We start from the raw sequence: 14,260 nt of genomic DNA, 5'->3' as shown, positions 1-14,260 counted from the left end.
GATTCATGTTCGTGGTTCCGCCGTTCACCGGCCACGTCAATCCCACGGTCGCGGTCGCCGCCGCGCTCGTCGAACGCGGGCACGAGGCGGTGTGGTGCGGACCACCCGACATCCTGGAGCTGCTCCCGCTCGGCGCCCGGCTGTTCACCACCGGCAACTCGCCGGATCGGGCCGGCGGTTACGCCGCACTGCACGCGAACTGGCAACGGCTGCGCGGAGTGGCCGCACTGCGCTTCCTGGTCGAGGAGACGCTGGTACCGCTCGCGCACGCGATGTTGCCCGGCGTGACCGCGGCCGTGGCCGGCTACCGACCGGACGTGGTCATCGCCGACCAGCAGACCTTCGCCGGGGCATTCGCCGCGGTCCGGGCCGGCGTGCCGTGGGCCACCTCGGCCACCACCTCGGCCGAGTTCACCCGGCCGCTGGTGGGCTTCCCGAAGGTCGCCGACTGGGTGCGGGCCCGGATCGCCGAGGCCGCGGTCGCGGCCGGCGTACCCGCCGACTGCGATCCGCGCTTCTCCGCCCGGCTCGTGCTGGTCTTCTCCACCCCGGAGCTGGTCGGCCTGACCGAGCCGGTCCCGGCGCACCACTGCTACGTGGGCCCCGCGTTCGGTCCCAGGCCGGTGGCGGTGGACTTCCCGTGGGATCGGCTCGACCCGCGACGACGCCGGGTCCTGGTCTCGCTCGGCACCCTCAACCGTGAGGCCGGCGACCGGTTCTATCCGGCCGTGGTGGCCGCCACCCGCCCGCTCGCCGACCGGCTCCAGCTGATCGTGGCCGCACCCGAACGGCTGGTCGGCGAACCCGCCGAGCACGTCCTGGTCCGCGAGTACGTCCCGCAACTCGCCCTGCTCCCGCACCTGGACGCGGTGGTCACGCACGGCGGCCACAACACCGTGTGCGAGGCGCTCGCGTTCGGCCTGCCGCTGGTGCTCGCGCCGATCCGCGACGACCAGCCGATCGTGGCCCGTCAGGTGGTGGCCGCGGGCGCCGGGGTCCGGGTGCGCTTCGGCCGCGCGCATGTGCCGGAACTGCGCGCGGCCGTCACCGACGCGCTGGATCGTCCCGAACTGCGCGCGGGCGCCTGCCGAGTGCGCGCCTCGTTCGCCGCGGCCGGCGGCGCCCGCGCCGCCGCCGACCGTTTGGAGAAGTTGTGCTGAACCCCGTCGCCGGACCGTTCCCGTGGCTCGCCCTGCTGATCGCTCTCGGCCTGCTGGGCGGCACCCGTACGCTGCGCCGCCGGCTGCGCGCGCTGCCCTCGTTGCGCACCGCCCCCACCGACGACCGGCCGATCGACGCCTGGACCTGCGTCACCGCGATCGGGGCCCGCCCGGACCGGGCCACCGTGCGCGCCGCCGTCGCCCACGCGGAGCGGCACGGGTTGCTGCTGCTCGACCTGGTCCCCGGCGACCTGCCCGCCGACGAACTGCTCACCCTGCTGGGGCGGTTGGACCCGGACCGGATCCGCCGCGACCCGCTCGCCCGCGGTCGGGGCGCGGGCCACGCCCTGCTCGTGCACGAGGACGTGCTGCGCCGCGCCGCCGTCCCGGCCGCCGACCTGGTCGACCCCGACGCCCCCGAGCTGATCGAGCTCACCGCCCGACTTCGCCCGTTCGCCGCCCTGGGCACCGGCCACGCGGTCGCGCCCGAGCTGACCGCGACCCGACCGGACCCGACGCTGCGCAAGCGTCGGCTGCGGGCGGCCGGCGTGCCGGTGTGGCCCACCCTGGTCGGCAACCTGGGTGAGGCCGCCGCCTACACCGGTGCGTGCGTGGCCACCCCGTTCTGGGGCGCACTGGCCTTCCTGGCCATGTGGGTCCAGCCGTACGCGGTGGTCGCCGGCCGCTCGCCCGTGCGCCCGCGCGATCTGGGTCGGGCCTGTGCGCTGCGGCCCGTCCTGGCCGTCGGGCGCTGGGTGCGCGCGGTGTCCGGGCCCCGCCCGACCCGGGCCGCCGCGCCGGCGACGGATCCGGCGGCCCTGCGCCCGGAGTACGCCCGCAGCGTCGCCGACGGCCTGGACGCGTTCTTCGAGGAGCGCCGGGAGACCTGCCCGTGGTGCGGCTCGACCCGGCTCGCGGTGCGCAGCCGGATCGGCGACCATCTCCAGGGCAAACCGGGCCGGTTCACCCTGGAGCGCTGCCGGGACTGCGCACACGTCTTCCAGAACCCCCGACTGTCCCTCGCCGGACTGGAGTACTACTACCGCGACTTCTACGACGGCCTCGGCGGTCCGGGCGCCGAGGCGCTGTTCGGCACCATGTCGCGCACCTACCGGGCGCGCGCCGAACTGGTGCGCCGAAACCTGCCGGCGGACACCGCCCCGCGCGCCTGGCTGGACGTGGGGACCGGGCACGCGCACATGTGCCTGGTCGGTCGAACCGTGCTGCCGGACACCGTCTTCGACGGTCTCGACCTGGGCGACGGCGTCGCGCAGGCCGAGCGGCGCGGCTGGATCCGGACCGCATATCGCGGCCAGTTCCCGGAGTCGGCCGACGACCTGGCGGGCGGCTACGACATGGTCGGCATGCACCACTACCTGGAACACACCCGCGATCCCTTCGCCGAACTGGACGCCGCCGCGAAGGTCCTGGTGCCCGGCGGCCGGCTGCTGATCGAACTGCCCGACCCGCACTGCTGGTACGGCCGACTGCTGCGCGGCCTGTGGCTCCCGCTGTTCCAGCCCCAGCACCAGCACCTGATGCCCTGGCGCAACCTGGAGGCCGCGCTCAACGCCCGCGGGTTCACCGTCGTCGCGCGCGAGCACGGCCGGGCGCACCAGGGCAACGACTTCACCGGGGCGGTGTCCCAGGCGCTCACCGTGCTCGCACCGAATCCGGCCATGCCGTGGATCGTCGGCGGCCCGACCCCGCTGCGCCGGGCCCGCCGCATCGCGCTGGTCGCCCTGTCCGTGCCGTGCTTCCTGGCCGCCGTACTGCTCGATGCGGTCGGCCTGCTGCTCGCCCGCGTCGCCGGCGAGCGCGGCGGCAGCAACGCCTACCGCCTCCTCGCCCGAAAGGACCCGGGATGATCCGCCCGCACAGCGGCCCACCGCCCACCTCACCGGCGGCGGCGTTGCCCGGCGTACGCGGCGCGGCGCCCGTGCTGCGCCTGGTGCCGTTCGCCTTCGCCCGGGCCTTCGGTCGCGCACCGGCCGGGGTCTGGTCCGCGCCGTACGTGCTGCGCCTGTCCGGCTCGCCGGCCGGGCCGGGCACCGCCGTGGCGCTGTCCTGGCGGGTGGTGATCGCCGCCGCGCCGCGCGCCGACGGCATGCTCCGGGTGGGCTCGATCGACCGGCCGGACGAGGGCGCCGAGTTCGACCCGGCGGGCGACGTCGGGCCGGTCCCGGACTGGATCCGCCCGGTGCTCGCGGGCACCACCGGCGCGGGCGGGCTGGACCTGCTGGTGCACACCGACCTGCCGGACAGCACCGGCCTGTCCGCGTCCGTCCCGCTGTCCTGCACGGCCGCGTTGATCGAGGCGGCCTTTCACGACCGCGCGGCGGGCACCGGGCGCAGGGCCCGGCTCACCGATCCGCCGCTGGGCACGGTCGCGCTGTCCGGCCGGCCCGGCCACGTGCTGGTGATCGAGGACGCCGCGGGCGAACCGGCCCACGTGCCGTTCGACCCGGATCGGCTCGGCCTGCGGTTCGTGCTGGCGGTGCCCCGATGGGCCGACGGGGACGCCGCATCCGTCGATACGGCCGAACACCCGGCCGCCGACCCACCTGCGCGGACGTCCCCGCCGGCGCGCAATGCGCTGGCCGCAGGCGCGATCGAGGCCCGGCCGCTGGGTGCGGGCGGGTCCACGATCGCGGTGGTGCCGGGTGCCGCGCTGGCCGACGTGCGCCGGGCGTTGGTGGACACCTACACCCGCGCCGGCGAACCGGCGCCACGTGTGCTCAGCGCCTCGGTCGGGTCCGCCTGTACGCGGGTGGCGTAGGACGGACCCGGCGGATCCTCACCCGCGGGCGACGCCGGGGCCGATGCTCATACGTACTCCATCTCCTGGACGCCCTGGCGCCGGGTGTAGTCGAGCAGTGCGCGCACCTCGCGGCTGATCGGACCGCGCCCGCGCACCAAGCCGACCGTCCTGATCAGCCGCGGGCTCATCGACCGCACGGCCACACTCGACGCGAACGGCTGGGCCAGGTCGGCGTACCACAACACCGATCCGTGTCCGGCCACCACGCACGGGATCCACGCCCCACGGTCGTCGGTCTCCATCGCGACCGTCGGCCGCACGCCGGCCGTGGCGAACAACATCTCGAAGTCGGCCCGCCGCGCGCTGCTGCGGGGCGGCAGGATCATCGGCAGCCCCTCCAGGTCCGTCCAGGAGACCGGATCCGACAGCCGGGTGTGCTTCGGCGAGACCAGCACCACCTCGTACGAGCGCAGCGGCAGCACCTCGAAGCCGCCGGGGGCGGGCAGGTCCACCAGCGCGATGTCCGTCTCGCCGGCGCGCAGCGAGGCGAACAGCGCCTCGCGGCTGTCCTGTCGGTCCACCACGATGTGCAACTCGGGGTGCAGCTTGGCCAGACCGGGCAGCAGGCCGCTGGTGCACTCGATCGCCAGCGTCGCGGTCGCGGCCAGGTGCACGGTGTCGCTGTGCGTCGGGTCCTCCACCTGTACGACGTCCTTGATCGCCTGCACGCCTCGAAGCACCTTGCGCGCGAGGTTGACCACCTGCACCCCGGCCGCCGTCGGCACCAGGCCGCGGCCGACCCTGGTGAACAGGATCACGTTCAGCTCGCGTTCGAGGCTCTGCAACGATCGGGACAGGGCCGGCTGGACCACGAAGAGTTCCTGTGCGGCACCGGTCATGCTGCCGTGTTCGGCGACGGCGATGAGGTAGCGCAACTGTTGGAGGGTCACGGGGTATCGATACCTCCGCCCGCGACCGGGCCGGCGACGACCCGTTCGTGCGCTCGGGTCCGGGTTTGCGCTCGACGTACCGCACGTTGGCTGTCGACCATGGTGTTCCTCCAGGGTGTGCCGTGTGCCGGGGACGAGTGGAAAGGTGACGCGGATCGGCCGCGCGGGCCGGCGCCGCGCTCGAGGCGACTGCCCCGAGCACCGCGTCGACCCGCCCGGTGGTGGTGCACTTTTCGACCGGCTTCGATCGGCTTCGAGCTGCTTCGATCCGATTGCTGCGACTGTCGGCTGCGACCGGCGGGGGCGACCGGTTCGCTTGGATCGGTTCGCTTGGATCGGTTCGCTCGAATCCGTTCGTTTCGACTGTGGGTCAGAACCAGCTCACGGTCCAGCGGACGGAGGTGCCGGCTTTCGCACCCGTGGAGTCGGTCGCGGTCACCTCCACGGCGAACGTGCCCACCCCCCACGCCCGACCGGGGATCGCCTCGGGGGCGGCGGGACCACCCGGAGCGGGCTGTTCACGCCCTCGGATCCGACGTACAGCGACTTGCCGTCGGGGGCGTACATCAGCGACTCGCCCTGGGTCGTACGGACGGCGCGGGCGGCGCGCGCGCCACCGGCGGCGCGTCCGCGATCGAGCCGTCCGCGGACGCCGATCGGGGGACGAATCCCCGGAGGGGTTTCGGAACGTGATCTGTTCATGTTTCCAGGAGATGAGGCCGATCTCATCCACGTCCAATACCGGTCCGGCATGCATCCATGACGGACCGACATGTGTGCGCCGACACCGCACCGCTTGGGCATGGGTGCATGAGCGCAGGTTCTGAATGCGACCGGGCGCTCTCGCGCCACCCGGCCGGTTCGCCGCCCCGCGCGACCAGTTCAGGCCCGGGAGCAGACCCGATGGTCGGCTCCGCTGCCCGGTTCCGACGTCGATTCCGGTCCGAGCGGGCGTCGTTGCTTCCGCAGGTCGGCGAACCCACGCTGCCATTCCGCTTCGTCCACGTCCAAGGAGGCGCCAGGTCATGTCCGACTCCGGATCCGGGTCACGACCCCGGTCGACGGCCCGGGCCAAGCCCCGATCGGCCAAACTCGTCGCGCTGTCCGTCGGATTCGCGCTCGGCGCGATCGCCGGCCTCACCGCTCCCGCCTCGGCCGGCGCTCCCGACCGGGCGCCCGCGGCCACCGCCGCGGCGGCGATCCCGCGCTACGACCACGTGGTGGTCGTGGTGCACGAGAACACCAACTACGAGGAGATCATCGGCAATTCGCAGGCACCGTACCTCAACCAGCTGGCCGCCGGCGGGGCCTCCCTGACCGACTTCCACGGCGAGACACATCCCAGCCAACCCAACTACATGGCGATGTTCTCCGGCTCCACGCAGGGCGTCACCGGCGACGAGTGCCCGCCGCCCGGGGCGCCGTACAGTGCGGACAACCTCGGTCGGCAGCTGATCGACGCGGGTGTCACGTGGGGCAGCTACAACGAGGACTGGTCGGCGGCGAACCCGGGTGCGTGCACGAGTGGTTCGTATGCCCGCAAGCACAACCCCTGGTTGTCGTTCTCGAACGTGCCCGCGGCCACCACGTATCCGGCCACCGCGTTCCCGACCGACTACACCACGTTGCCGACCGTCTCCTACGTGGTGCCCAACCAGTGCAACGACATGCACGACCGCCTGTTCGACCCGGCCTGCGGGATCTCCACCGGGGACACCTGGACCAGGAACAAGCTGAGCGGCTACGCGGAGTGGGCCAAGACGCACAACAGCCTGCTCGTGGTCACCTGGGACGAGGACAACTTCCGCAGCGAGAACCGGATCGCGACCATCCTGTACGGCGCGCACGTCAAGCCCGGACAGTATCCGGGCCGCAAGGACCACTACAGCCTGCTGCGCACCCTCGAGGACATGTACGGCACCCGGCGCTCCGGCCAGGCCGCGACCGCGACACCGATCACCGAGATCTGGCAGGACGGTGGTCCGTCGTCGGTGTCGGTGGTGAGTCCGGGTGCGCAGGTGGGTGTGGTCGGTGTGCCGGTGTCGTTGGCGGTGCAGGTGTCGGGTGGGACGCCTCCGTACACGTGTGTGTTTCAGGGGTTGCCTGCCGGGTTGGCGGCGTCCGGTGGCGGGTGTGTGGTGACGGGTTCGCCGTCCGCTCCGGGGAGTTCGCAGGTGTCGGTGACGGCGAGGGATGCCGTGGGTGCGGTGTCGCCTCCGGTGTCGTTCGGGTGGACGGTCTCCTCGACGCCTTCGGGTGGGGTGTCGGTGGCGGATCCGGGGGCGCAGGCGTCGAAGTTCGATCAGCGGGTGAATCTGGTGCTGGGGGTCTCGGGTGGGACCGGGCCGTATTCGTGTGCGGGGCGGGGTCTTCCGGCGGGGTTGTTCCTGAATCCGCTCACGTGTGTGATCACCGGTCGGGCGTGGGGGGTGGGCACGTTCGCCGTGGAGGTGACCGCGACCGACTCCACGGGTGCGAAAGCCGGCACCTCCTTCCGCTGGACCGTGAGCTGGTTCTGATCGCTCGCCGCACCGTCGTGTGCGATCACCCGGCCGTCGGGGGTGTCGTGGGCCCGAACCGGCCCTCGGCCCCCCGGCTCCCGCCCTTCCCGTGTCGACCCGCAGCCGGAGGCCCAGGATGTACCTGTCGTCCAGCCGTTCCGCCGACCTCGCGTCCGGTGCGCGCGACCCGCGTGCGCAGGCACCGCCGCCGACCCGGCCCGGCGGCCGACGGGTCGCGCCCGTCGTGCTCGTCCTCGGCGTGGTCTCGCTGGTGACCGACGTGTCGGCCGAGATGGTGACCGCGGTGCTCCCGGTCTACCTCGTGCTCGGACTCGGCCTCTCCCCCATGGCGTTCGGCATGCTGGACGGGCTGTACAACGGCGCCACCGCCGTGTCCCGGCTGCTCGGCGGCCATGTCGCGGACCGGTTCCGTCGGCACCGGACGGTCGCCGCGGTCGGCTACGCGATCTCCGCCGGGTGCAAGCTGCTGCTGCCCGCGGCCGGCGGGGTCTCGGCGATCGGCGGGGTGCTCGCGGCCGATCGTGCGGGCAAGGGGCTGCGTACCGCACCGCGCGATGCGTTGATCTCGATGGCCGCGTCGCCGGCCGAGCAGGGTCGGGCGTTCGGCGTGCATCGGGCGATGGACACGGCGGGCGCGTTGTTCGGACCGCCGGTCGCGCTCGCGGTGTTGTGGGTGACCGCGGACGCGTACGACGCGGTGTTCGTGCTGAGCTTCTGCTTCGCCGCGTTCGGGCTGCTGGTGCTGCTGCTGTTCGTCCGCGACCCGACGCCCGACGCCGTCGCCGCCGGCGCGGGCCCGCCGGCGGTCCACGCCTCGGTCCGGCTGCGCGACGCGGCGGCGGTGCTGCGGGTGCCGGGCTTCGCCCGGGTGTGTCTGGCCGCGCTAATGCTCGGCGCGGCGACCGTCGGCGACGCGATGCTCTACCTGCTCCTGCAACGGCACACCGACCTGTCGCCGCACCTGTTCCCGCTGTTGCCGCTGGGCACCGCGCTGGTCTTCCTGCTGCTCGCGGTCCCGGCCGGCGTCGCCGGGGACCGGTACGGACGCGGCCGGGTCTTCCTGGTCGGCCATGTCGCCCTGCTCGCCGGCTACCTCGTACTGCTCGCGCCGCTGCCCGACCGGGTGATGATCGTCGCGATCCCGACTCTGCTCGGCCTGTTCTACGCGGGCACCGACGGCGTCCTGATGGCGCTCGCGGCCCCGGCCGCACCCGCGGAACTGCGCGGCGGGGCGCTGGCCCTGGTACAGACCGGGCAGGCCGGCGGGCGAGCCCTGGGCGCGGCCGGATTCGGCACGGCCTGGACGCTGTACGGCCCGCACACCGCCGGTGTCCTGGCCGTCGCAGCCCTGGCCCTGGCCTTGCTCGCCGCCGCCGCGGCGCTGCCGGCAGGCGGCGGCCTCCCCCCGGGTGACAACCGCCCGACCGGCCCGAGAGGGGCAGCCCGATGACCCGCACCACACGCCTGACCGTGCTCACCGTGGTCACCGCGCTGCTCGTCGGCCTCGCGGTGGTGTACACACTGCGCGCCGCGGGCGACGCGGACGCCGGCCGGGACGGCGACTACGCGACGCTGAGCCTGGATCGCCCCGGCCGGATCCTGTTCCGCAGCACCGCCGCCGACACCGGCCGGGACCACGTCGCGGCGGTCGACGCGGCCCGGCCCGGCGAGCGCGCGGTGGCCGCGCGCAGTTGCCTGGTCTTCCACGCCGCGCACGGCACCGGGGTGTGTCTGCGACCGGCCGGGCTCGCGCTGGGCACCTACGACGCGGTGCTCCTGGACGCGAACCTGCGGGAGAAGGGCCGGCATGCGCTGGCCGGCACCCCCTCGCGCGCCCGGGTCTCGCCGAGCGGCCGGCTGGTCGCGTGGACGTCGTTCGTGAACGGCGAGTCGTACGCGGGCCTGAACTTCGCCACCCGGACCGCGATCCTGGACACCCGGACCGGCCGGCTCGACGACAACCTGGAGTCGTACGCGCTGCACCGCGGCGACGAGTCGATCCACGCTCCCGACGTCAACGTCTGGGGCGTGACCTTCGCCGCCGACGACAACACCTTCTACGCGACGGTGGCCACCGGAGGACACACCTGGCTGGCCCGGGGCGACGTGGCCGCCCGCTCGCTGCGCACGGTCCGCGAGAACGCGGAGTGCCCGTCGTTGTCCCCCGACGGCACGCGCGTCGTGTACAAGAAGCGGGTCCCCGGCGCGGACGCCGACCGACCCTGGCACCTGTTCGTCCTGGTCCTGGCCACCGGCGCGGAGAGCGCGCTCGCCGAGACCCGGACCCTGGACGACCAGGCCGAATGGCTCGACGACGAACGCGTCGCCTACAGCCTCCCCGGCGACCTCCGCGGCGACATCTGGTCCACCCGCATCGACGGAACGACCCACCCGACCCTACTCATCCCCCACGCCCTCTCCCCCGCCGTACTACGCAACTGACCGACAACCCGACACAACCCACCCGAACAGCCCGTCCGGCGCTTGAGAACACCCCAACCCATGTCAATCCAGCCGAACCGGACAGCCCCATTCAGCCCGTCCGGCGTTCGAGGACAACCCGGCACAGGCCAACCCACCCGAACCGAGCGACCCCATTCAGCCCGTCCGGCGTCCGAGGACAACCCGGCGCCGGCCGAATCCCGTGCGCCGGCCCCCGCGCGATCAGCGCCGATGCACCACGCGCGCCGACGTCTGGTCCCGCGCCAGCACCATCATCGAGTCGATGTTCACGTGCGGGGGCCGCGTCGCCACCCACCCCACGCACTCCGCGATGTCCTGACCGACCAGCGGCGTCATCCCCGCGTACACCGCCGACGCGCTCTCCGCATCGCCGCCGAGCCGGTTGAGGGTGAACTCGGTCTCGACCATGCCCGGGTCGATCTGGCACACCCGCACCGGCTGCCCGCGCAGCTCCAGTCGCAACACCCGGGTCATCGCCGTCACCGCGTGCTTGGCCGCGTTGTACCCCGCCCCGCCCTCGTACGGCTCACGCCCGGCCACCGAGCCGATGGTGATCACCTGGCCGTCACCGGACGCGATCAGCAGCGGCAGGAACGCCTTGGTCACCCGCAGTGTCCCGAGCACATTGGTCTCGTACATCGCGGTCCACGCCGCCTCGTCGGCCTCGGCGACCGACTCGGTGCCGCGCGCGAAGCCCGCGTTGTTGACCAGTACATCGCACCGCTCCACCGCGGCGGCGAACGCGGCGACCGAGTCCGGATCGGCCACGTCCAGCGGCAGCGCCCGGCCCCGCCCGGCACACCGCGCGACCACCTCGTCCAGCCGGTCCTTGCGACGCGCGCCGAGCACGACGTCGTAGCCCAGACTCGCCAGATGCACGGCCGTCGCCGCGCCGATCCCGCTGCTGGCGCCGGTGACCACAGCGCAGCCTCGGGACGGGGCAGCGGGAATCGTGTTGTCGCCCTGGGTCATCACGGGTTCCTCTCGTCGTGTGGCGGTTGCCGGAAAACCGCCCTCGCGGGTGTGCGGCACCACGTTGCCGGCCTCCCGGCACCGTATGCCGCACCCGGACGAGGTCGTGTCGGGGCCCCTGCGGACCCGCCCGCCCCAGGCCCCGCACGAGCCGGCGACAGGGCCGCCCCGCGCCACCGGCCGATCCGGGTGGGCGTCGCGCCGATTCCGGGCGCGGCGCCCCCGCCCCGGGGCGGTCGAGGTCGGGCTCACTCGAAGAACATCGTCTCCGCGTCGTTCGGGCCGTGCGGCTTCCAGGTCTCCAGGCCGGCCCCGTTCGGCGATCCGGTCGCCACGAACGCGGCCAACGCCCCGCCGAACGCGGCGAACAGTTCACCGGCGGCGACCCGGTCCGCGCCACGCACCAGCACACTGTCCGCGAAGGCGTCGAACGTGCCGAACAAGTAGGGCAGTTCGGCACAGTGCGGCGCGCCGAGGCCGAGTTCCGCGGCGGGGATCGGCCGGTCGAAGCGATACAGGTAGGCCGGGTGCCCCTGCCAGGCGCGGGCCCGGGCCACGTCGCGCGTGCCGTCGTGAAAGACCCGGTCGCTCATCACGTCGGCGAACACCTGGCCCGGGGTGGCCTCCGGACGGCGCCCCGCATACCGGTCGTAGACGCGCCCGCCTTCGTCCCGCAGCATCCGCAACACCTCCCCCCGACCGGCCTCGCGCACCGAGGGTTTGAACCCGAAGAATGCCGCGGCCTCCTCCCGCGTGGTCCCGATCAGCACGTCCTTGTCGGCCAACGCGCCCTCCCGCACCGCCTCGCGCAGCCCCCGGCGCACGCCGAAGCCGCCGAGTACCGGATACATCGGCGGGGCCACGCTCGCGGTCACCGCCGTGTCCCGGACCAATCCCGCGTACGTCCGCACCAGTTGCTCCACCGGAAGCGCGCGCAACCCGGCGGCGAGGTCGTCGTCGGGCATCGGCCCGAGCGCGCCGGAGTACTTCGCGGCCGCGGCACGAGCGGCATCCGGGCTCTGCTCCGGCAGGCCCAGGGGCGCGCTCTGCGCCAGCACCCGGCGAATCAGTGGCCCGGTCTCCGGGTCGACCGCGAGCAACAGCGAGGTCCACGCCCCCGCCGACTGGCCGCCCACCGTGATCGTGTGCGGGTCGCCGCCGAAGGCCGCGACGTTGTCGTACACCCATCTCAGCACCGCGCCCTGGTCCCGCAGGCCGAGGTTGTCCGCCCCCATCTCGGGCCGGTACAAAAAGCCCAGCGGCCCGAGCCGGTAGTTGGCGGTGACCACCACGATGTCGCCGAGTGCGGCGAGCCGGGCGCCGTCGTACCAGTCCCAGCCGCCGCATCCGCTGGTGAAGCCGCCGCCGTGGAACCACACGAGCACCGGTCGCGAGGCGCCGCTCGCGCACGGGGTCCACACGTTGAGGGTGAGGCAGTCCGCCTCGGACCAGTCGGGCGTGCGCGGGCCGACCACGAGTTCGAGCCGTGAGGGGCCCTGCGGTACCGAAGGACCGGAGCACACCGTGTCCCGGATACCCGCCCAATAGGCATGCGGCCGGGGCGGCGCGAAGCGCAGATCGCCCACCGGCGAGGCGGCGTACGGGATGCCGCGGAAGGATCGCACCGGACCCTCGTCCACACCCCTGATCCGCCCGCGATCCGTGGTCACCACGGTCGACCGAGGGAGCGGCGTACCGGGCTCGGCACAGTCGGTGGGCCGGTGGTGCCCCCGGCGGTCGTTGTCGTCGTTCCACTCGTTGCTCATCGACATTCCCCCTGGAAGCGGCTCGGGAAAAGGTGCGCGCACGGATGGCTCATGCATGCCGGCCGTTCTACGACCCGTGCACGCGACTCACCAGTCAGCGGGCGCGAACTGCCGGAAGACCACACCGGGGGGCGGTGGATTGCCGATCTGCGTCACCGCCGGGATCGACGCAATAACCGAGAAAGCGCGGCGCAAGGCACGGCTGCGAGGGTGACCCGCTGGTACCGAAACGGCCGAATCCTCCGGTGCCGACAGGCCCGATTCCCGATCGAAAGGGAAGCCATGGCACAGCGTCAGTATCCGCACGAGCTGAGAATCCACACCGCTGTCGACCCGCCCGCCGCCGCCGCGTGCCTGGCCCGCTCGGCCACGTTCGGCAGCTTCGTCGTCTACGAACGGCACGGGGTGTGGACGTTCGCCGGCGGCGCCGCCGGCGAGGTGATCCTGGATCGGGCCGGCTTTCGGGTGCGCTGGGGCGCCCACGAGCGGCGGTTGCCGGTAAGCCACGATCCCAGCCGCGACCTGGCGAGGATCATGGCCGACGCCCCGGTGGAGGACTGGAGTCTCTACGGTTGGGCCGGCTTCGAGTACGCCTACGCGCAGGCGGGCATGCGCGACCTGCTCGACGACGGGACGCTGCTGCACATGGTGGTGCCCCAGGTCGAGATCAAGATGTCGGCGAACCACGTGGTGCTGCGGGGCAGCGATCACCGACTGCTGCAGATCCTCGCCGACGTGGTGCAGAACGCGCCCGCCGACCCGTACCCCGAACCCTCACCGGTATCGGTCGACGAGATCGGTGCCGACGCCTACCGCGACGCGGTCGCCGCCGTGGTCCGCGACATCGACAACGGCAAGCTGCGCAAGGCGATCGTCTCGCGCGCGGTGCCCGTCGCGTTCGATGTCGACCTGGTCGCGACCTATCTCGTGGGCCGCCGGCACAACACCCCCTCGCGCTCGTTCCTGCTGCGGCTGGGCGACCTGACCGCGGCCGGGTTCAGCCCGGAAACCGTGGTCGAGGTGGACCCGGACGGGTCGGTGCGCAGCCACCCGCTGGCCGGTACCCGCGCGTTCTTCCCCCTCGATCGGGCCCGCACCGCCCGGCTCAGGGCAGACCTGCTGGGAGACCCCAAGGAGGTGTTCGAACACGCGATCTCGGTCCAACTCGCCTGCGAGGAGTTGGCCCGGATCTGCGCGCCGGACTCGGTGCGGGTCGAGGAGTTCATGAACGTCCTCGAACGCGGCTCGGTCCAGCACCTGGCCTCGGCCGTGAGCGGTCGCCTGGCGGTCGGCATGGACTCCTGGGACGCCTTCGCCGCGCTGTTCCCGGCGGTGACCGCCTCCGGGATCCCCAAGCGCGCGGCGTTCGAGGCGATCCACCGGTACGAACCCGGCCCGCGGGGCCTGTACAGCGGGGCGGTGCTGACCGCGGACGCGCAGGGCGGCCTGGACGCGGCACTCGTGTTGCGCACGGTCTTCCGGCGTGCTGACCGTACCTGGCTTCAGGCGGGCGCGGGCATCGTCGCCGGCTCCACGCCCGAGCGCGAACTGGAGGAGACCTGCGAGAAGATGCGCAGCGTCGCACAGTTCCTGGTGCCCGAGTCGGCCACCGCGATGGCGGCCGGCTGAAGCCCACCCGGCATGCACGAAGTCCCCCACGTCCGAG

Annotated in this window: 10 protein-coding genes; 7 read left to right on the top strand and 3 right to left on the bottom strand. The window is 73.3% G+C overall.

What is annotated here, in order from left to right; genetic code table 11:
• The first annotated feature begins 5 nt into the window (after window positions 1-5).
• From ACFZBU_RS02070 to ACFZBU_RS02060, 3 genes are read left to right on the top strand one after another with little or no spacing between them, the layout of a single operon-like run.
• On the top strand, window positions 6-1,160 hold the full coding sequence (locus ACFZBU_RS02070; RefSeq protein WP_391581507.1) for a glycosyltransferase: 1,155 nt from the start codon (window positions 6-8) through the stop codon (window positions 1,158-1,160).
• Window positions 1,154-3,028, top strand: coding sequence for a methyltransferase domain-containing protein (locus ACFZBU_RS02065; protein ID WP_391581506.1), 1,875 nt, complete (start codon window positions 1,154-1,156; stop codon window positions 3,026-3,028). The genes ACFZBU_RS02070 and ACFZBU_RS02065 overlap by 7 nt, the downstream gene beginning before the upstream one ends.
• Entirely contained in the window at window positions 3,025-3,939 is a 915-nt protein-coding gene (locus ACFZBU_RS02060; protein ID WP_391581505.1) for a hypothetical protein, read from the top strand. Before ACFZBU_RS02065 ends, ACFZBU_RS02060 begins: the two co-directional genes overlap by 4 nt.
• Before the next feature lie 47 nt (window positions 3,940-3,986).
• Here ACFZBU_RS02060 and ACFZBU_RS02055 read toward each other — a convergent pair whose 3' ends face one another.
• Window positions 3,987-4,871, bottom strand: a complete 885-nt coding sequence (locus tag ACFZBU_RS02055) for a LysR family transcriptional regulator (protein WP_391581504.1) — start codon at window positions 4,869-4,871, stop codon at window positions 3,987-3,989.
• A gap of 1,025 nt (window positions 4,872-5,896) precedes the next feature.
• On the opposite strand from ACFZBU_RS02055, the gene ACFZBU_RS02050 reads away from it, so the two are divergent.
• From ACFZBU_RS02050 to ACFZBU_RS02040, 3 genes are all read left to right on the top strand, one after another.
• Complete coding sequence (locus ACFZBU_RS02050) at window positions 5,897-7,390, top strand: alkaline phosphatase family protein (RefSeq protein WP_391581502.1); 1,494 nt, start codon at window positions 5,897-5,899, stop codon at window positions 7,388-7,390.
• A gap of 118 nt (window positions 7,391-7,508) precedes the next feature.
• Window positions 7,509-8,843 (top strand): MFS transporter, encoded by a 1,335-nt coding sequence (locus tag ACFZBU_RS02045; protein ID WP_391581501.1) that lies wholly within the window; start codon window positions 7,509-7,511, stop codon window positions 8,841-8,843.
• Complete coding sequence (locus tag ACFZBU_RS02040) at window positions 8,840-9,835, top strand: TolB family protein (RefSeq protein ID WP_391581500.1); 996 nt, start codon at window positions 8,840-8,842, stop codon at window positions 9,833-9,835. Before ACFZBU_RS02045 ends, ACFZBU_RS02040 begins: the two co-directional genes overlap by 4 nt.
• 222 nt (window positions 9,836-10,057) lie before the next feature.
• On the opposite strand, the gene ACFZBU_RS02035 is transcribed toward ACFZBU_RS02040, so the two are convergent.
• Window positions 10,058-10,828 (bottom strand): SDR family NAD(P)-dependent oxidoreductase, encoded by a 771-nt coding sequence (locus tag ACFZBU_RS02035; protein ID WP_391581499.1) that lies wholly within the window; start codon window positions 10,826-10,828, stop codon window positions 10,058-10,060.
• A gap of 248 nt (window positions 10,829-11,076) precedes the next feature.
• Window positions 11,077-12,594, bottom strand: coding sequence for a carboxylesterase/lipase family protein (locus ACFZBU_RS02030; RefSeq protein ID WP_391581498.1), 1,518 nt, complete (start codon window positions 12,592-12,594; stop codon window positions 11,077-11,079).
• Window positions 12,595-12,876: 282 nt separating this feature from the next.
• On the opposite strand from ACFZBU_RS02030, the gene ACFZBU_RS02025 reads away from it, so the two are divergent.
• Complete coding sequence (locus ACFZBU_RS02025) at window positions 12,877-14,223, top strand: salicylate synthase (protein ID WP_391581496.1); 1,347 nt, start codon at window positions 12,877-12,879, stop codon at window positions 14,221-14,223.
• Window positions 14,224-14,260 lie beyond the last annotated feature (37 nt).

The sequence above is a fragment of the Embleya sp. NPDC008237 genome, from assembly GCF_042956465.1.
Classification (GTDB): Bacteria; Actinomycetota; Actinomycetes; order Streptomycetales; family Streptomycetaceae; genus Embleya.
The sequence above is the reverse complement of the archived record's forward strand: the minus strand, read 5'-3'. Positions and strand labels throughout refer to the sequence as shown.

What these genes read in the sequence shown, in the direction of transcription:
- ACFZBU_RS02060 (WP_391581505.1), top strand. Translation starts at nt 3,025, where the DNA reads ATGATCCGCCCGCACAGCGGCCCACCGCCCACCTCACCGGCGGCGGCG.
- ACFZBU_RS02040 (WP_391581500.1), top strand. Translation starts at nt 8,840, where the DNA reads ATGACCCGCACCACACGCCTGACCGTGCTCACCGTGGTCACCGCGCTG.
- ACFZBU_RS02030 (WP_391581498.1), bottom strand. Translation starts at nt 12,594, where the DNA reads ATGAGCAACGAGTGGAACGACGACAACGACCGCCGGGGGCACCACCGG.
- ACFZBU_RS02035 (WP_391581499.1), bottom strand. Translation starts at nt 10,828, where the DNA reads ATGACCCAGGGCGACAACACGATTCCCGCTGCCCCGTCCCGAGGCTGC.
- ACFZBU_RS02070 (WP_391581507.1), top strand. Translation starts at nt 6, where the DNA reads ATGTTCGTGGTTCCGCCGTTCACCGGCCACGTCAATCCCACGGTCGCG.
- ACFZBU_RS02025 (WP_391581496.1), top strand. Translation starts at nt 12,877, where the DNA reads ATGGCACAGCGTCAGTATCCGCACGAGCTGAGAATCCACACCGCTGTC.
- ACFZBU_RS02045 (WP_391581501.1), top strand. Translation starts at nt 7,509, where the DNA reads ATGTACCTGTCGTCCAGCCGTTCCGCCGACCTCGCGTCCGGTGCGCGC.
- ACFZBU_RS02050 (WP_391581502.1), top strand. Translation starts at nt 5,897, where the DNA reads ATGTCCGACTCCGGATCCGGGTCACGACCCCGGTCGACGGCCCGGGCC.